Source organism: Oceanimonas sp. CAM02 (assembly GCF_032842915.1).
GTDB lineage: Bacteria > Pseudomonadota > Gammaproteobacteria > Enterobacterales > Aeromonadaceae > Oceanimonas > Oceanimonas smirnovii.
This window is the reverse complement of record NZ_JAWJBK010000029.1, coordinates 293,996-311,120: the sequence shown is the minus strand read 5'-3', so window position 1 is coordinate 311,120 and position 17,125 is coordinate 293,996. Positions and strand designations below refer to the sequence as shown.

15 protein-coding genes and 1 other RNA gene are annotated in these 17,125 nt (G+C 51.8%); 9 read left to right on the top strand and 7 right to left on the bottom strand.

The genetic code is table 11. The features are described from left to right. The first annotated feature begins 105 nt into the window (after positions 1-105). Both nadK and recN read left to right on the top strand, forming a co-directional pair. Positions 106-990 (top strand): NAD(+) kinase, encoded by an 885-nt coding sequence (nadK, locus tag R0I78_RS10685; protein ID WP_019935539.1) that lies wholly within the window; start codon positions 106-108, stop codon positions 988-990. A 70-nt stretch (positions 991-1,060) separates the two neighbouring features. Next, on the top strand, positions 1,061-2,725 hold the full coding sequence (gene recN / locus R0I78_RS10680; protein WP_317075299.1) for a DNA repair protein RecN: 1,665 nt from the start codon (positions 1,061-1,063) through the stop codon (positions 2,723-2,725). On the opposite strand, the gene udp is transcribed toward recN, so the two are convergent. Then, positions 2,726-3,484, bottom strand: a complete 759-nt coding sequence (gene udp, locus R0I78_RS10675) for a uridine phosphorylase (RefSeq protein WP_317075298.1) — start codon at positions 3,482-3,484, stop codon at positions 2,726-2,728. 174 nt (positions 3,485-3,658) lie between these two features. Here udp and R0I78_RS10670 point away from each other — a divergent pair, with 174 nt between their 5' ends. Then, positions 3,659-3,997, top strand: a complete 339-nt coding sequence (locus tag R0I78_RS10670) for an outer membrane protein assembly factor BamE (protein WP_317075297.1) — start codon at positions 3,659-3,661, stop codon at positions 3,995-3,997. Between the two features lie 35 nt (positions 3,998-4,032). Here the strand turns inward: R0I78_RS10670 and R0I78_RS10665 are convergent, their stop codons facing one another. Both R0I78_RS10665 and R0I78_RS10660 read right to left on the bottom strand, forming a co-directional pair. Beyond that, complete coding sequence (locus tag R0I78_RS10665) at positions 4,033-4,407, bottom strand: RnfH family protein (protein WP_051089282.1); 375 nt, start codon at positions 4,405-4,407, stop codon at positions 4,033-4,035. Beyond that, complete coding sequence (locus R0I78_RS10660) at positions 4,352-4,801, bottom strand: SRPBCC family protein (RefSeq protein ID WP_019935534.1); 450 nt, start codon at positions 4,799-4,801, stop codon at positions 4,352-4,354. The genes R0I78_RS10665 and R0I78_RS10660 overlap by 56 nt, the downstream gene beginning before the upstream one ends. Positions 4,802-4,938: 137 nt before the next feature. On the opposite strand from R0I78_RS10660, the gene smpB reads away from it, so the two are divergent. The 5 genes from smpB (at position 4,939) to R0I78_RS10635 (ending at position 12,176) form a co-directional block, all read left to right on the top strand. After that, a complete protein-coding gene (gene smpB / locus R0I78_RS10655) occupies positions 4,939-5,424 on the top strand; it encodes an SsrA-binding protein SmpB (RefSeq protein WP_019935533.1) in 486 nt (161 codons plus the stop codon). 48 nt (positions 5,425-5,472) lie between these two features. Then, positions 5,473-5,833, top strand: a transfer-messenger RNA (tmRNA) gene (gene ssrA, locus R0I78_RS10650). Positions 5,834-6,389: 556 nt separating this feature from the next. Continuing rightward, positions 6,390-8,840: an EcoAI/FtnUII family type I restriction enzme subunit R gene (hsdR, locus tag R0I78_RS10645; RefSeq protein ID WP_317075296.1), complete on the top strand. Its 2,451-nt coding sequence runs from the start codon at positions 6,390-6,392 to the stop codon at positions 8,838-8,840. 79 nt (positions 8,841-8,919) lie between these two features. Next, complete coding sequence (locus R0I78_RS10640) at positions 8,920-10,431, top strand: N-6 DNA methylase (RefSeq protein WP_317075295.1); 1,512 nt, start codon at positions 8,920-8,922, stop codon at positions 10,429-10,431. After that, on the top strand, positions 10,428-12,176 hold the full coding sequence (locus R0I78_RS10635; RefSeq protein ID WP_317075294.1) for a restriction endonuclease subunit S: 1,749 nt from the start codon (positions 10,428-10,430) through the stop codon (positions 12,174-12,176). The genes R0I78_RS10640 and R0I78_RS10635 overlap by 4 nt, the downstream gene beginning before the upstream one ends. A gap of 36 nt (positions 12,177-12,212) precedes the next feature. Here the strand turns inward: R0I78_RS10635 and R0I78_RS10630 are convergent, their stop codons facing one another. Next, positions 12,213-12,638 carry a hypothetical protein gene (locus R0I78_RS10630; RefSeq protein ID WP_317075293.1) on the bottom strand — a complete coding sequence of 142 codons (426 nt, stop codon included), beginning with the start codon at positions 12,636-12,638 and terminating at the stop codon, positions 12,213-12,215. A gap of 200 nt (positions 12,639-12,838) precedes the next feature. Beyond that, on the bottom strand, positions 12,839-13,279 hold the full coding sequence (locus R0I78_RS10625; RefSeq protein ID WP_317075292.1) for a hypothetical protein: 441 nt from the start codon (positions 13,277-13,279) through the stop codon (positions 12,839-12,841). A gap of 31 nt (positions 13,280-13,310) precedes the next feature. Here R0I78_RS10625 and R0I78_RS10620 point away from each other — a divergent pair, with 31 nt between their 5' ends. Beyond that, positions 13,311-13,493 carry a hypothetical protein gene (locus R0I78_RS10620; RefSeq protein WP_317075291.1) on the top strand — a complete coding sequence of 61 codons (183 nt, stop codon included), beginning with the start codon at positions 13,311-13,313 and terminating at the stop codon, positions 13,491-13,493. A 97-nt stretch (positions 13,494-13,590) separates the two neighbouring features. Here R0I78_RS10620 and R0I78_RS10615 read toward each other — a convergent pair whose 3' ends face one another. Both R0I78_RS10615 and R0I78_RS10610 read right to left on the bottom strand, forming a co-directional pair. After that, positions 13,591-14,148 (bottom strand): hypothetical protein, encoded by a 558-nt coding sequence (locus tag R0I78_RS10615; RefSeq protein WP_317075290.1) that lies wholly within the window; start codon positions 14,146-14,148, stop codon positions 13,591-13,593. Between the two features lie 1,719 nt (positions 14,149-15,867). Next, positions 15,868-17,049: a hypothetical protein gene (locus tag R0I78_RS10610; protein WP_317075289.1), complete on the bottom strand. Its 1,182-nt coding sequence runs from the start codon at positions 17,047-17,049 to the stop codon at positions 15,868-15,870. Positions 17,050-17,125 lie beyond the last annotated feature (76 nt).

Sequence of the window (17,125 nt, the reverse complement as noted above, 5' to 3'; positions counted from 1 at the left end):
AACCCGACAGACTTGCAAGGCCGGCGCTGGTACAAGGGCAAGACTCTGATTAGAATGATGAATATTCACTTTTACCGAACAACACGGCCAGCGGGAACGCAATTAATGGATACCGATTTCAATACCATTGCTCTTATCGGCAAGCCGGATCATAAAGGGGCCAACCAAACGCTGGTGGCACTGTACCGTTATCTCGACCAACTGGGCCTGAATGTAGTGATAGAGCGCCGGGTAGGCGAACAGCTGGGGCTGGATGACGCTGAACTGCTGGAAATGGTGGAGCTGGGCGAACGCGCCGATCTGGCCATTGTAGTGGGCGGCGACGGTAATATGCTGGGTTCAGCCCGGGTGCTGTCACGCTTTGATGTTGCGGTGGTGGGGGTTAACCGGGGCAATCTGGGCTTTCTGACCGACTTGTCTCCCGACAGTTTTGAACAGCCGCTGGAGCGGTTGCTGGCCGGTGATTATCAAACCGAACATCGCTTTCTGCTGGAAGCGCAGGTGCACCGTCACGGTCAGCTCAAGGCCAGCAACACTGCCATGAACGAAGCCGTGCTGCATCCGGGCAAAATTGCTCACATGATAGAGTTTGAGGTCTATATTAACGGCCACTTTATGTACAGCCAGCGTGCCGATGGCATGATAGTGGCCACCCCCACCGGCTCCACCGCCTATTCACTGTCTGCGGGCGGCCCTATTCTCACTCCCAACCTCAACGCCATTACCCTGGTGCCCATGTTTCCGCACACCCTGAGCTGCCGGCCCATCGTTATTGACGCCGACGCCCAGATCAAAATGGTGCTCTCCCCCGCCAACAAGAGCGAACACATGCTGGTCAGCTGCGACGGCCATGTCTCACTGGCAGTGCAGCCCGGCGATGAAATTCACATTAACAAGAGCCCGCACCGGCTGAAGCTGTTGCACCCCCGTGGCCACAGCTATTTTGAAGTGCTGCGCAGCAAACTGGGCTGGGGCAGTAAACTGTTCTGAGCTTGCACTGTATAAAACTACAGTATACTGTATTCCCATACAGCATTCTTTTTGTTGCAGGGGAATCTCCATGTTGCTTCAGCTCACCATCAGCAATTTTGCCATTGTTTCCTTTCTTGAGCTGGACTTGCGCCAGGGCATGACCAGCATTACCGGTGAAACCGGTGCCGGTAAATCCATTGCTATCGATGCCCTGGCCCTTGCCCTGGGAGAGCGGGCCGACGCCGATTCGGTACGCCCCGGTGCCGACAAGGCCGACATCAGCGCCCGCTTTCGCATCGACAAACTTCCCCGGGTAAAAGCATGGCTGAGCGAGCAGGAGCTGGACGAGCAGGATGAATGCATTCTGCGCCGTACTCTGAGCCGGGAAGGCCGCTCCCGCGGCTACATTAACGGCACGCCCGTGCCCTTGTCGCAGCTCAAGGCACTGGGTGCCCTGCTTATCAATATTCACGGTCAGCATGCTCATCAGGAGCTGCAAAAGCCCGATCATCAGCGTGCCCTGCTCGACGCCTACGCCGGACATCATCAACTGGTCAATGGCGTCAGCCGCAATTATCAGCACTGGCGTCAGCTCAGTAATGAACGCAAACGACTGCAGGAAGAGCAGGAAAAATGGCAGGCAGAACGCCAGTTGCTGGAATACCAGGTGGCTGAGCTCGACGAGCTGGCCCTGGACGAAGACGAATTTCCTGAGCTGGAAGCCGAGCACAAGCGGCTGTCCAACGGGGCTGAGCTGGTCACCGACTGCCAGCTGGTGATGGATGTGCTGGCCGACAACGATGAAACCAATGCCCTGCAGCTGGTACGTCAGGGCCTGAAAACCCTGAACGAGCTGGTGACTATGGATGCGCAGCTGGCACCGGTGCTGGAAATGGCAGAAGCCGGCTTGATCCAGCTGGAAGAAAGTCACAATGAGCTGAGCCGCTATCTGGATCGGCTGGAGCTGGACCCGGAGCGCCTGCATGAGGTGGAAAGCCGCATGAGCAAACTGATGGAGCTGTCCCGCAAGCATCATGTACCTGCAGCTGAACTCCATGGTTTTCATCAGGAGCTGAAAGCCAGGCTGGCCAATATGGATGAAAGCAGCCATCGGCTGGAGCATCTTGACGAGGAAGTGGAGCAAGCCAAAGCCGGTTTTATTCAGGCTGCCGAGCGCCTGAGCCAAAGCCGCCAGCGCTACGCCGCTACCCTGAACAAGAAAATCACCCAAAGCCTGCACCAGCTCAGCATGGAAAAGGGCCGTTTTGAAATAGAGGTGCACGCAGATGCAGCAGCGGGCTTTTCACCCCTTGGCATCGACAGGGTCGAGTTTCTGGTGAGCACCAACCCGGGCCAGCCCCTGAGCCCGCTGGCCAAAGTGGCCTCCGGCGGTGAGCTGTCACGCATCAGCCTGGCAATTCAGGTGATTACCGCACAGAAAGTGGAAACCCCGACGCTGATTTTTGATGAGGTGGATGTGGGCGTCAGCGGCCCCACCGCCGCCGTGGTAGGCAAACTGCTGCGCCAGCTGGGCGAGTCTACCCAGGTACTGGTGATTACACACCTGCCCCAGGTAGCAGGCAACGGCCACCAGCACTTTTTTGTGAGCAAGAGCAGCGATGCCGACCATACTGAAACCCGCATGCAGGAGCTGGACGAGCAGCACCGGCTGCAGGAACTGGCCCGGCTGCTGGGCGGCAACCGCATTACCGACAATACGTTGGCCAACGCGCGGGAACTGCTGGTGTGCTGATCACACCAGCCTGCGGGCGGCTCCCACCACAATTTCAATGGCCCTTTGCTCGGTATTTTTCATGGTATTTTCGTCAGGAATCTCCTGCTTGGTGCGGTTAACTATTACGCCGGCCACACAGCCGGCTTTCAGCCCCTGGCTGGCACACATGGTAAACAGGGTGGCTGATTCCATCTCATAGTTCAGCACGCCCATGGACTGCCACTCTTTCATGCTGCCCTGAAAACGGCGTACCACATGGGCGGCGTAAGTGTCGTAACGTTCCTGTCCGGGATAAAAGGTATCGGACGAGGCGGTAATGCCCACATGAGGTGTCACGCCCAGCTCGCGGGCCGCATCCACCAGGGCACATGTGCAGTCAAAATCGGCGACCGCCGGAAATTCCATGGGTGCAAAGTGTGTGCTGGCACCGTCCAGACGCACGGCCCCGGTGGTGACGATGGTATCACCCACCTCCACATTGGGCTGAATGGCACCCGTGGTGCCCACCCGCAAAAAGGTACGCACGCCCAACTGCGCCAGCTCTTCTACCGCAATGGAAGTAGAAGGTCCGCCAATGCCGGTGGAGCACACTACTACCGGCTTGCCGTCAAGCTCCCCCAGCCAGGAAGTAAACTCCCGCTTACTGGCCAGCTTGCGCGGATTGGCAAGGTAGCCGGCAATCCGCTCTACCCGCTCAGGGTCACCGGGAATAATCGCCACGGCAGCCCCCCGCAGATCCTCATCGGTAATACCCAGATGAAATACGTGTTTAGTCATAACCAGCTCCCATAGCAAAAGAGTGAAGCAGTGTATCAGCCTGAAATAGTAAGACAGCCGGGGGTAAATAACCATGTCTCTAAAGGGAACCATTGGCTTTGGTACCGGTCTGTCTTTTACATCGAAACCGGCAGCCGCTATGATGCTTTCAGGATTTTAAGGACAACACTCCCTATGCAACTCAAAAGCTTGATATTACCTCTGTTTCTCGCCCTTCCTCTCACCGGCTGTGGTCTGGTTTACAAAGTGGATATTCCCCAGGGTAATTATCTGGAAGAAAAGCAGGTAGCCCAGCTTCGTCAGGGCATGACCAAAGAGCAGGTGCGTTTTCTGCTGGGTAACCCCATGAGTCTCGACGGTTTTAATCACAATCGCTGGGTCTACATTTATTACTTCAAGCCTGGCCGGGGCGACACCGAGCAAAAGCGGCTGGTGCTGGACTTTATCAATGATGGTCTGGCCACCATGAGCGGTGACTTTGAACTGCCCGACGACTTTCATCAGGGCCTTTAACTGAAAAAGAAGCCTGACGGCTTCTTTTTATCATGTTACTGGCGGCGCTTCGGATCTGGTCGGCCGCCGGTCACTTTATCAGCCCGTCCTTCTTCCTTGGCCTGTTCGGCGCGCCGACGCCGGATTTCTTTTGGATCGGCCAGCAGAGGCCGGTATATCTCTATGCGATCACCTTCATTTACGCTCTGTTCCAGCCTGACCTGACGACTGAAAATGCCCACCGCATTGCGCTCAAGATCAATGTCGGGAAACTGGCGTAAAATACCGGACTGCTCAATGATCTCCTGCACGGTAGCCGTTGGCGGGACCCGCAGGCTCAGCACCGTTTGTTTATCGGGCAGCGCATAAACCACCTCAACCTGAATAAGATTCACTGCCGTAAACCTCCCGAGCCCGTTCACTGAATGCATGCACCATGGCATTGGCCAGCTCCTTGAAAATGCCGCCAAACGCCAGCTCTACCAGTCGTGACTTGAACTCGAAGTGCAGTTTCAGCTCAACCTTGCAGGCATCTTCATCCAGCGGAATAAAAGTCCAGCCACCATTCAGGGATTTAAAAGGCCCGTCTACCAGTTCCACATTAATTTTATGGTCTTTTTCGAGACGATTGCGGGTAGTAAACGTTTTTCGAATGCCAGCCTTGGCCACGTCGAGTGCGGCGGTAATGCTGTGCTCACTCTGCTCCACTACCCGGCTGGCCACACATCCGGGCAAAAACTGCGGATAATCATCGACATTATTGACCAGCTCATACATTTGCTTGGCACTGAACATCACCAGTGCGCTTCGGGTAATACTTGGCATAACCTCTCCTGGCATTCTGACTCGGTGATTTTAACACTTCTGGCCAGCAAGCTCACCTGAGACAATCGTTCAAAAAACAACCGGTCGCCAGTTCACTAATTCCAAAGCGTCATTGGTCACCGTATAATGATTTCACTATGGCAAAAAACAAAACTAAAAAGAAACCCGGCTCCAATACCATTGCGGTTAACCGCAAGGCACGGCACGAATATTCCATTGAGGAAAAATTTGAGGCGGGGCTTGAGCTCCAGGGTTGGGAAGTCAAGGCGCTACGGGCCGGCAAGGCCAACATTGGTGATGCCTATGTATTTATGCGAAATGGTGAGGCCTTTCTGTTTGCCGCCACCATCAACCCGCTGAATATGGCATCAACCCATGTGGTATGCGATCCCATGCGCAACCGCAAACTGTTACTGCACAAACGGGAACTGGACCGTCTCACCGGCCTGATTGAGCGGGAAGGTTATACCCTGGTACCGCTGTCCCTGTACTGGTCCAAATCCTGGGTCAAGGCAGAGATAGGCCTGGTAAAGGGTAAAAAAGCCCACGACAAGCGCCAGGACGTGAAGGAGCGCGACTGGAAGCGGGAAAAAGCACGTATGATGAAACACAAGGGCCGCTAGACCCCTCTTGTGTTTAACGATGATATGCAATATCATCAATCTGTACTTGGGGCTGATTCAGGATTCGACGAGATTCTCGAACTCCAAGGTGCATGCCGAGGTGCGATAGGCCTCGTAAAAAAATCGCAAAAAAATAGTCGCAAACGACGAAAACTACGCACTCGCAGCTTAATAACCTGCAGAGAGCCCTTCTGCCCTAGCTTGCCTGTGACTTAGGGAATCGGAAGGTCATCCTTCACAGGATCGCGTGGATGCCGTGCCTGACGGTTGAAGCGTTAAAACCAATTCAGGATAGTCTGTCTGTGGCGTGTCAGTCCGCAGCAGCTGGCGAATTTAATGACTGACTAAGCATGTAGTACCGACGACGTAGGTTTTTCGGACGCGGGTTCAACTCCCGCCAGCTCCACCAATCGATTGGAAAGGCCCCGCAAGGGGCTTTTTTTCTTTTAAAATCAATGATTTAGTCATTAATTAGCACTTGCTGAAAAACTACCCAAAAACCCGCTTACTGTCACACCTACTGTCACACCTGAAAGCACTTCAGGGGCAGTAATTTCACTCTAATCTCTTCCTCAAATTTTTCCAGCACTCATGACTGGCGGTGGCTTTTTCCGCTTTGTGCCAGACCTGCTGCAAGCACCGGATTCTGATTAGCCTGCGGAGGCTACATAGCCTGAGCAACTTACTCAGCCTGCACTGCCTATGCCTGCTCACACTGTGGAACCTCGGCAGGTTACGGAAGCTAAGCAGCCTGCATAGGTTCAAGAGTCCATTGAGGCTGCTTAGCTACACAGACTCAACTGCCTATGAAAGCTGTTGAGGCTGAGCAGCCTGAGCAGATTCAGTAAGCTCTGTAGGCTCTGTATGTAGGCTCTGTAGGCTACGCAGCCTGGTTATAAATAATTCAAATGGTGCTCCCCCTGTGCCAGAATGGCCAAAAGACTGTGACACGGGACAGCGCAGCCATGACAAAAATAAATAAGTCAGTGCTTACTGAAGCTGACATCATCAGCAAGTTCATCATGCCTTCGGTAAAAGAAGCAGGCTGGGACGACATGACCCAGATCCGCCAGGAAGTGAAGTTGCGCGATGGCAAGGTGATTGTGCGCGGCCAGATGGCGGCGCGGAAGAAGGTGAAATCCGCCGACATTGTGCTCTATCACAAGCCCAATCTGCCGTTGGCGGTGATTGAGGCCAAAGCCAACAAGCACGACATTGCCAAGGGCATGCAGCAGGCGCTGGACTATGCCGGTTTGCTGGAAGTGCCCTTTGTGTTCGCTTCCAATGGCGACGGCTTTGTCTTTCACGACAAAACCAATCCGGCGGCACTGGAAACCCAAGTCAGCCTCGACGACTTCCCCACCCCGGCTCAGCTGTGGGACAAATACTGCACCTGGAAGGGCTACACTCAGGCGCAGCTGCCCATCATCACCCAGCCCTATCATGATGACGGCAGTGGCAAAATGCCCCGCTACTATCAACTGCAGGCCATCAACAAGACCATTGAGGCCATCTCTGCCGGGCAGAAACGCATTCTGCTGGTGATGGCCACCGGCACCGGCAAGACCTATACCGCCTTTCAGATCATCTGGCGACTGTGGAAAGCCCGCAGCAAAAAGCGCATTCTGTTTCTGGCCGACCGCAACATTCTGGTGGATCAGACCCGCATCAACGACTTCCAGCCCTTTGGCTCCGCCATGACCAAGGTGGAAGGCCGCAAGGTTGACCCCGCCTTTGAAATTCACCTGGCGCTGTATCAGGCGTTAACCGGCCCGGAAGAGCAGCAGAAAGCCTACAAGCAGGTGGCTCCCGACTTCTTCGATCTGATTGTGATTGACGAGTGCCACAGAGGCAGTGCCGCCGAAGACAGCGCCTGGCGAGAAATTCTCGAATACTTCAGCAGTGCCACTCAGGTGGGGCTAACCGCCACGCCCAAGGAAACCGACGAGGTCTCCAACTCCGATTACTTTGGCGACCCCGTCTATACCTACTCCCTCAAGGAAGGCATTGAAGACGGCTTTCTCGCCCCCTACAAGGTGGTGCGGGTTGATATCGACATCGACCTGCAAGGCTGGCGTCCTACCAAGGGGCAGACCGACAAGAGCGGCGAGCTGATTGACGACCGCATCTACAACCAGAAAGACTTTGACCGCACCATGGTCATCGACGAGCGCACGCAACTGGTAGCAGAAACCATTAGCAGCTACCTCAAGCGCACCGATCCCATGGCCAAGACCATCGTCTTCTGCAACGACATCGACCATGCCGAGCGCATGCGGCAGGCGCTGGTGAACTGCAACCCCGAGCAGGTGCTGAAAAACGACAAGTATGTGATGAAAATCACCGGCGATGATGAACTGGGCAAGGCGCAGCTCGACAACTTCATCAACCCCAAAAAAGCCTATCCGGTAATTGCCACTACCTCGGAGCTGATGACCACCGGCGTGGATGCCCAGACCTGCAAGTTCGTGGTGCTGGATCAGAACATTCAGTCCATGACCAAGTTCAAGCAGATCATCGGTCGTGGCACCCGTATCAACGATAAATATGGCAAGCTGTGGTTTACCATTCTCGACTTCAAGAAGGCCACCGAGTTGTTTGCCGACGAGCGCTTCGACGGCATTCCCGAGCGGGTGATGACGGTAACGCCGGAGCAAATTAATGAAGACGACGACACCCTTGATGAAATCATCGATGGCGAATCTCAGGAAGAGCTGGACGCCACCACCGAAGATGGCCTGTCCATTGGTGAGCCGGATGCGGACTATGAATTTCCGCCTGCCGAAGACGGCGACCACGGCCCACTGGGCGGTGACGACGATGACGAGCACAAGGTCAGAAAATTCCACGTTAACGGCGTCACCGTCAAGACCATTGCCCAGCGGGTGCAGTATTACGATGCCGATGGCAAGCTGGTCACCGAGTCGTTTCAGGATTACACCCGCAAGACCTTTGTCCGGCAGTTTGCCAGCCTGGATGACTTCACCAAACGCTGGAATGATGCCGAGCGCAAACAGGCCATTATCGACGAGCTGGCCAACGAGGGCATCATCTGGGAAGTGCTGGAACAGGAAGTGGGCAAGGATCTCGATCCCTTCGACCTCATCTGCCATGTGGTTTATGATCAGCCCCCGCTCACCCGCCGTGAACGGGCCAACGAGGTGAGAAAGCGCAACTACTTCACCAGGTATTCCGACACCGCTCAAACGGTGCTGAATGCACTGCTGGACAAGTATGCCGATGCCGGGGTGCAGGAAATAGAAAGCATGAACGTGCTCAAGGTGCAGCCCCTCGACCAGCTCGGCAACCCCATGGAAATCGTCAAGAAGGGCTTTGGCAGCAAGCAGAACTATCAGCAGGCCATCAGTGAGTTGGAAGCCGAAATCTACCAGCTGGCCCCCAAAAAACAGGCCTGAGCCGCTTTGTCGCCCTATTTACACCAGCCTCACACCGGGGCTGGTGTTGTTTGAATAACCGCATAAAAAGAGAAACATCATGTCGATCAGCTCCATTATCAAATCCATTCAGGACATCATGCGTCAGGACGCCGGTGTGGATGGCGATGCCCAGCGTCTGGGGCAATTGTCCTGGCTGCTGTTCCTCAAGGTGTTCGACGCCCAGGAAGAGGCGCTGGAATTTGAACTGGACGATTATCAGTCCCCTATTCCGGAACGGTTTCTGTGGCGCAACTGGGCGGCAGACCCGGAAGGCATGACCGGAGACGAGCTGCTGGAGTTCGTGAACGACGAGCTGTTCCATACGCTCAAGAACATGACCGCCCCCATCGACAAGAACCCCCGTGGCTTTGTGGTGCGCGAAGGCCTGAGCGATGCCTACAACTACATGAAGAACGGCACCCTGCTGCGCCAGGTGATCAACAAGCTCAACAAAATCGATTTCACCAGCTCCAGCGAGCGTCATCTGTTCGGCGACATCTACGAGCAACTGCTGCGGGATCTGCAAAGTGCCGGTAACGCCGGTGAGTTCTATACCCCCCGTGCCGTCACCCGCTTTATGGTTAACCGTGTTGACCCCAGGCTGGGTGAGCGCATTATGGATCCGGCCTGCGGCACCGGCGGCTTTCTGGCCTGCTCCTTCGACCATGTAAAAAACAACTATGTAAAGAACGCCGACGACCATCAGGTGCTGCAACAGCAGATCCTGGGCGTGGAGAAAAAGCAGCTGCCGCACCTGCTGTGCACCACCAACATGATGCTGCATGGCATTGAAGTGCCGGTGCAAATTCGCCACGACAACACCCTGAACCGGCCGCTCTCAAGCTGGGACAGCGACATTGATGTGATTGTGACCAACCCGCCCTTTGGCGGCACTGAAGAGCACGGCATCGAGAAGAACTTTCCGTCCGAGCTGCAAACCCGCGAAACCGCCGATCTGTTCCTGCAACTGATCATCGAGCTGCTGGCCGAGAACGGACGCGCCGCCGTGGTGCTGCCGGACGGCACCCTGTTTGGTGAGGGGGTAAAAACCAAGATCAAAAAGCTGCTTACCGAAGAGTGCAACCTGCACACCATAGTCCGGTTGCCCAACGGCGTGTTCAACCCCTATACCGGCATCAAGACCAACCTGCTGTTCTTTACCAAGGGCAAGCCCACCAAAGACATCTGGTTCTATGAGCATCCCTACCCGGCGGGTGTAAAGAACTACAGCAAGACCCGACCGATGAAGTTTGAGGAGTTTCAGGCCGAAATCGACTGGTGGGGCAGCGAGCAGAATGGCTTTGCCGCCCGCGTGGAGAACGAGCACGCCTGGAAGATGAGCATTGATGAGGTGATTGCCCGCAACTTCAACCTCGACATCAAAAACCCTCATGTTGGCGAAACCGTCAGCCACGATCCTGACGAGCTGCTGGCAACCTATACCCAGCAGCAGCAAAGCATTCGTGATTTGCGTAATCAGCTTAAAACCGTGCTGGGCAACGCCCTGCTGAGCGACGCCGACGAGATTGAAGAAAAGGCCGAAGAAAGCGCCGAGGAGAGCAACGCATGAGCCGGGCGCAGCAACTTATCACCGAGAACATCGCCACCTGGACCGGGGCCATTCAGGCCAGGTCCACCTCCGGTCGTGGCAGCAGCAACAAGTATGAGCTGTATGGCATCAAAAAGCTGCGGGAGCTGATCCTGGAGCTGGCCGTGCGCGGCAAGCTGGTGCCGCAAGACTCAAGCGATGAACCTGCTTCCGTATTGCTGGAGCGCATTGCCGCCGAAAAGGCCGAGCTGATTAAAGCCAAAAAGATCAAAAAGCCCAAGGCACTGCCGCCCATCACTGATGAAGAAAAGCCCTTTGAGCTGCCTGAAGGGTGGGAGTGGGTCAGGCTAAATGAAATAGGTGAATGGGGAGCTGGTGCGACGCCAAGCAGAAGAAACGCTAGTTACTATGGTGGGGAAATTCCTTGGTTTAAATCTGGCGAGCTATCCAGCGATTACATATCCACTTCAGAGGAATCTGTAACCGAGCTGGCATTGGAACAGGTTTCTTTAAGAAAAAACAAGCCCGGCGATGTTCTTATTGCAATGTATGGCGCAACAATAGGAAAGGCATCGATTCTGAGCGTAACCGCCACGACCAACCAAGCTGTATGCGCTTGCACTCCATTTACTGGCATAAGTAATATTTTTTTGCTGACACTTTTAAAGTCTTACAGGCCGAGATTTATCAAAATGGGAGCGGGAGGTGCTCAGCCCAATATCTCAAGAGAAAAAATAATCGCAACAGTCATAGCTCTGCCCCCTCAGAAAGAGCAACAACGCATCGTCCATAAAGTCGATGAGCTGATGGTCCTCTGCGATCAGTTGGAGCAGCAGACCGAGTCCAGCATTGAAGCACATACCACTCTGGTCGATACCCTACTGTCTACCCTCACCAACAGCGCCGATGCCGACGAGTTGCAGCAGAGCTGGGCCAGAATCGCCGGGCACTTTGATACCCTATTCACCACCGAGCGAAGCATAGATGCCCTCAAGCAGACCATACTGCAACTGGCTGTTATGGGTAAGCTGGTGCGCCAGAACCCGAACGACGAACCCGCTTCTGTGCTGCTGAAGCGCATAGCGGCAGAAAAAGACAGGCTGGTAAAAGAGAAAAAGATCAAAAAGCAGAAGCCACTGCCGGAAATCAGTGAAGATGAAAAGCCGTTTGAACTGCCGAACGGGTGGGTATTCACTACACTGTCTCATTTAGGCACATTCTCTGGTGGAAAAACCCCGAGCAAAATGAATCCAGAGTATTGGAATGGCTCCATTCCATGGATCACTCCTAAAGATATGAAGGTGAAGAGAATAGGGGATTCTGAAGACCATATCACTGAGATGGCAATTAAGGATGGTCTATCCTACATCGAACCTAACTCACTCTTATTTGTTGTAAGAAGTGGAATCCTTCGTAGACACTTTCCTGTCGCACTGACACAAGAGCAATGCACAATTAATCAAGATCTTAAAGCCTTAGCTCTAATAGATGAAAGTATATCGGAATATCTGCTACTCATGATGTCAGGTTTTGAGAGCTATATTTTACAAAACCTAACAAAAACAGGGACAACGGTTGAAAGTCTCAAGTTTGAAGAGTTTTCTCAGCACTACTTCATACTCCCTCCTCTTGCGGAGCAGCAACGTATCGTAGCCAAAATCGATGAACTGATGGCCCTCTGCGATCAGCTTAAGCACAAGCTCCGGCAGTCACAGCAAACCCAGGTGCATCTGACCGATGCCATTGTTGAGCAGGCACTGGCATAATCTCGTCAGTTGCGTTGTTGGCCCCAATGGGGCCAACTAACGGCGTTTTCCAGCCCCATAACTCCCTGACAATACACGACCTGAGTCTAGAGCATCAACATACCTCCATGCTTTTTTCTTCTTTACCGATTTCGTTTCTTTTTTAACATCCCTAGACTCGATTCTTATTTTAGGGATATCAATATTCACAAGAGAAAACTTCACATTATCTCCCTGCTCTAACACCTTCAAACCATGCCTTTTCAAAAAGGCCACCGATAAAAAACCTTCCCTTTTATGCCTTCTCAAAAAAACAAAAAAAGATTCAACATAACCACTATCACCATGCTCTCTAAACCAAGAGATAGACTTAGCCAAATCATCATAAAAAACCGCGGAATTCAAATACTTATCAACATCAACAAAATCATTAAAAAATGAACATTCTAAAAGTTGAACCCTCATCTTAAAGTCACTACTCATCTAATTACCTCCCAATAAAAAACATAAACGAACAATAATCTAACACAACAAGATAAGAAAAATACTCTTGATTCATCTCCGCTCCCTACAAGGTTTTGTGATGCACAAAAATTTCAGACTGATGCCATAGTTGAACAGGCACTAGCCTGATCGCCTCCTTCCAAGCCCCGCTCAGTGCGGGGCTGTAGTTATGGCCAAGCTTATTGGCCTGAGAACTTCTCGCTGAACATCCCACCGGATGCCAGAGGCTCATCCACCCTGAACTGCTGCAGCAACAGCATCAGATCCTCCAGTTGATTACGCACCCTGATAACTGACAGAGTGACAGAGCGAGCCGTCTGCTCCAGATTCAGCACATCCTTCTTTGTGCTTACCGACTGCACGACCGAAAGTTGCGAGAGCTGTTCAGCCATGGGAAACAAGTAACACCAGGCTTGCTCCGCCTCGTCCTCGTCAAGATCTTCCGTCTCCGGAAGCCAGGACGATAATTCGGTCAACTGCTTGCGAATGTCATGCACAAGGCACTCCAGAGCAGCAGGCTCAAGCTCGGCCGCACTGCCCTCGGCAAACTGAACCGCCAGAGCATGAAGCCGCTGTATATCGGGCTTGATACCATTCAGAACTTGCAACAATATGCTCATTTGATACTTCCCTTGCTTACCGGAGCCAGCCATGCGCCCTGAACTCGATCTCACCAAACTTGCTCACTACCGCAAGCAGATTAAAAACTGCCCGGCTGCCGAGCTGGCACGCATCAGGCGTGTCCGGCAGCAGAACCTGAAACGGCTGATGACCATGCCGGACAGTGAGCTGAACATAATCGCGGAGATCCCCTTCGATCCCCGCTTTCTGTGACGTTTTAAGCGCTGCCCTACCCTGACGCATCACCGTGCACCAGGAACATCTGTAAACGCCGTTCAGAGCGCGTCAGTGCTGGGTTTGATGAGGCTGATTACCTGCGGCACATTTTGCCCAACAGCCCCTCGTTTTCCATTCGCTGCAACAGCACCACGGTCACCGGCACCGGCCAGTCAGTGCTATCCGGCTGTTCCAGTATCGGGGAGTCTTCTTCGTCCAGCAACTTCGTCTCATCCAGTCCCTCCAGAAGCGTCAGCAGCTCATCCGGCGAGTTGACAATGGTAAGCTTGGTCACACTGTAGAAGGCGAATACCGTTTCACTGAAGCGGTCTGTGAGCGCGACCAGCTCCCGCCCGTCATGCAACAGCTCATGCAAGCCTGTGCCACGCCGCAACACAATCACCTCGTCTTTCAGGCTTTCGGTAAATGGACGACGACACAACAGCAGCGGCACATACTTTCGGCAATTACGCACCGTGATATCGGCTATCGCGGCAAATCGCTCCATGCTCTCATGTATCGGGCAGACACGGTAAATTCCGCAGCTTTTACAGATCAGCTGCGTGCTGGCCAGCACATCCGTGGATTCCATGGTGTAGGCACCGTTATTCAGCTTGCGCACCCAGCGTGCTTTTTTCACATTCAGTGACATGGTCAGCTCTCCAAAGGACTTTTCCGGACGCTAACCCGCTTTCAGTGAGCGGCCAAGCCTTTTTATAAGAGAGAGAACCGGCAAATATACAACCACTTCCTGTGAGAGTGCGCTCAAGCTATAAGGTAGTAACCGTCTGCCATCCCCGGACATATGGCATTTGTCCGTATCTGAGCAGCAAAGCTATAAGGTTGTGTTCAAAAATCATCACAGATAGTGCCTGGACTACCCAAAGAGACCCCGGTTTTTTCTAGGACTTTCAGTTCCCGGTGATTTGCTGTCCGTTCATCTCAATAGAAAGAGATGTAATCATTGTCAGTTCATACCGGACAGTTCATCAGCACAAGAAAAGATCCTGCTGATCTCTAAATGGATCTCTTCACACCAGCACAACATCAAAAGCAGCAAAGAACGCTGGCTATCAAAAAATGAACAATCACAATTTATTCAGCCCAGCAGCATGTCCGGTCAGTCTCAATCAGCTTTCTGAATTTCATTTAAACGCTCTCGGAAGCCCTGTATTGCATTCTTGCACACCTCCTAATACGAATGCGTAGGGGAAACTTCTGGAGTGCTTAAAATCGATTACAGAGGGTATAACTGAATATCTTAACAGTCCGGCGATTTCATGCCCTACCAGGAAAGGCGGTTCCCCTGTAGCAAAGCAACCGCCCAATAAATAATCGCCTCTTCTCCGGGAACTGTTTCATCCTCAGAAGGACGTAGCTTTCACAGCCTGTAGTCTCTAGAGCAGAGCACTCAACACTGCTTAACTATCCGGACAGTCTTAATCAACTTCATGAATAGCATTTAAACGCTCTCAGAAGCTCTATAACGACTTCCAACAAGCTTCCTGCTACGCATGTATATCAATGGGTTCTGAAACGCTTAAAATCGATTACAGAGAGCATTACAAAGAGTATCAGCAATCCGGTGATTTCATACTTCCAGAAAAGACAGCTCCCTGTAGAGAGCAGCACTCAACTCACCTCATCCCTCTCCGGAAGATGACTACCTCGAAAGAACATTACCTTCACAAGCTGTAACCTCCGGAGAAGAACATCACCATAGTGAAAACAGAAAGCTTACCTTCCCCGGAAAGACCATCACTTCATACATCAGTAACAGTATCTGCTCAGAAGACTGAACACCTCACATAACAGCAGAGGCTGAACATTCCTGAAGTAGTAACAGCCGGTCGCTCGCTGCTGTCGCAGGCTCGACGACCGGAAATTTTCGCCGACGAATTTTTTGTGCCTGCATTATGAACATCACTTCTATCAAGCTTACAGGACGACTCGCCGTGACCGGCTCGCCGTCAGGCTACATCAGCAGTAGGGAGAAGACAGAGGATAACCACTCCGGAGAATACTTACTGCTTTCCAGAAGAGAATATCAAACAGTCACCAAGTAAAACGTCAATTTTTTTCTTCAGATTTTTCTCCAAAGTCGTTGACCTTAGATTGAGGTCTTCTTCCTCTGTTCTGAGTGCTGTTCCTGTAGAAGCTGAACTCTGTGAGAGTAGCTACTGTTGATGTTCTTCTCTGTAGAAGGATGACTGTAGAGAGTAACTGTAATAAGTAATATATATTAGAACTACAGTAACAGTTGAACCGGAAGCTGGAGAGAAAGCGCCAGAGCAGAGCTGGCGCGGGTTTCAGAGGATTATGGAAACTAGCGGGGAAGAGCCGTTTTCGGATGTTTTCCCCAAAATCGACGTTACGAACGTGCAGCCGGTGGTGTGTCCAGGTGAGCTCGCCTGACCAGCTCAGGGTCTATCAGTGACTGCGATACAAGCTCGTAGATGTCTTTCGCAGCTCCTCTCAACGCATCTGGGCAGTAGTAGGATGATCCCCCCAGATTTTCGATAGCCCATTTATAATCTTTCCCCATGTAACTCATCCAGCCACATGAATACAGCTCTGACCATTTGAACTGGCGCCATGCATTGTTACTTTTACCAACAGCATCAATCATCATACTCTTCACATGGCTTTTTGCCTCTTCAAAACGTGCCATGTCACCACCATCACTCGGTATAATAACCAAACCATGGATATGAGGGTTATGAAAGTCTTCCTTGCCATTTTTGTCACGACCAAACTCAATTGAAAAAAGAAAGTTCCCCTTCAAACCCTTCATCCTTTCTACTATTTTCCGAACAATCGCTGTTCTAAGATTCTTCTTTATTTCTAAACCACGCTCCCCGCCCTTTTCTAAAATATGAAAATCAGAAGAAAATTTATTAAGGACTCTCATCATAAACTCATTAGGAAGAGAAAGCGTAAACCCCATCACTCTACCATCACATTTACATGCTTTATCAATCAGTGCCACTGCATGAAAAGCAGATCTAAAAATTTCTCTGAACTGCCGATCATCTAACTTATCCTCTTTTTCCTTACCTACTTTTTTACATGGGGCAAGAGAATTTCGATGCCGGCTTACATCATCATAGTCCGGTAGCTTTAGTCCGACAGCACCAACCCTTATCCCATAGGTTTCACGGCAATACTTTGACATCCCAAGCACCACTTCATCTATGTTAAACCTATCAAACTTGATAGCGTCATAGGTAGCATGAGAGGAAACCAAGAAGTCGGCAAAAAGAAATGAAAGCATTCCCTCGGAAACATCAACAAAACCGGTATGTTTCTTTAACTTTTTTAAGTTTTTATCTTGATGATACAGCTTCCTCGTGAATTCCTTACCTTCCAACTCTTTCAATGACTTGTATTTTCTCAGCAAACGCCCATCTCTAACTGAGATATCATCATAAAAATTACAGCTCAAAAAGTTATCAGTAAGCTCCTGCTGACGGTTCTTCCATAACTTCAATTTTTCGACCAGAGGTAAGTCGGGATTGCAAAAAACATTGCTTTTTGAAAAATCTTTATTCATAATACTTCACTAACTATTCTACATTAAATTAACACCACCGTTCACGCGGTGGTTTTTTTTGCCAAAGGCAGGCACT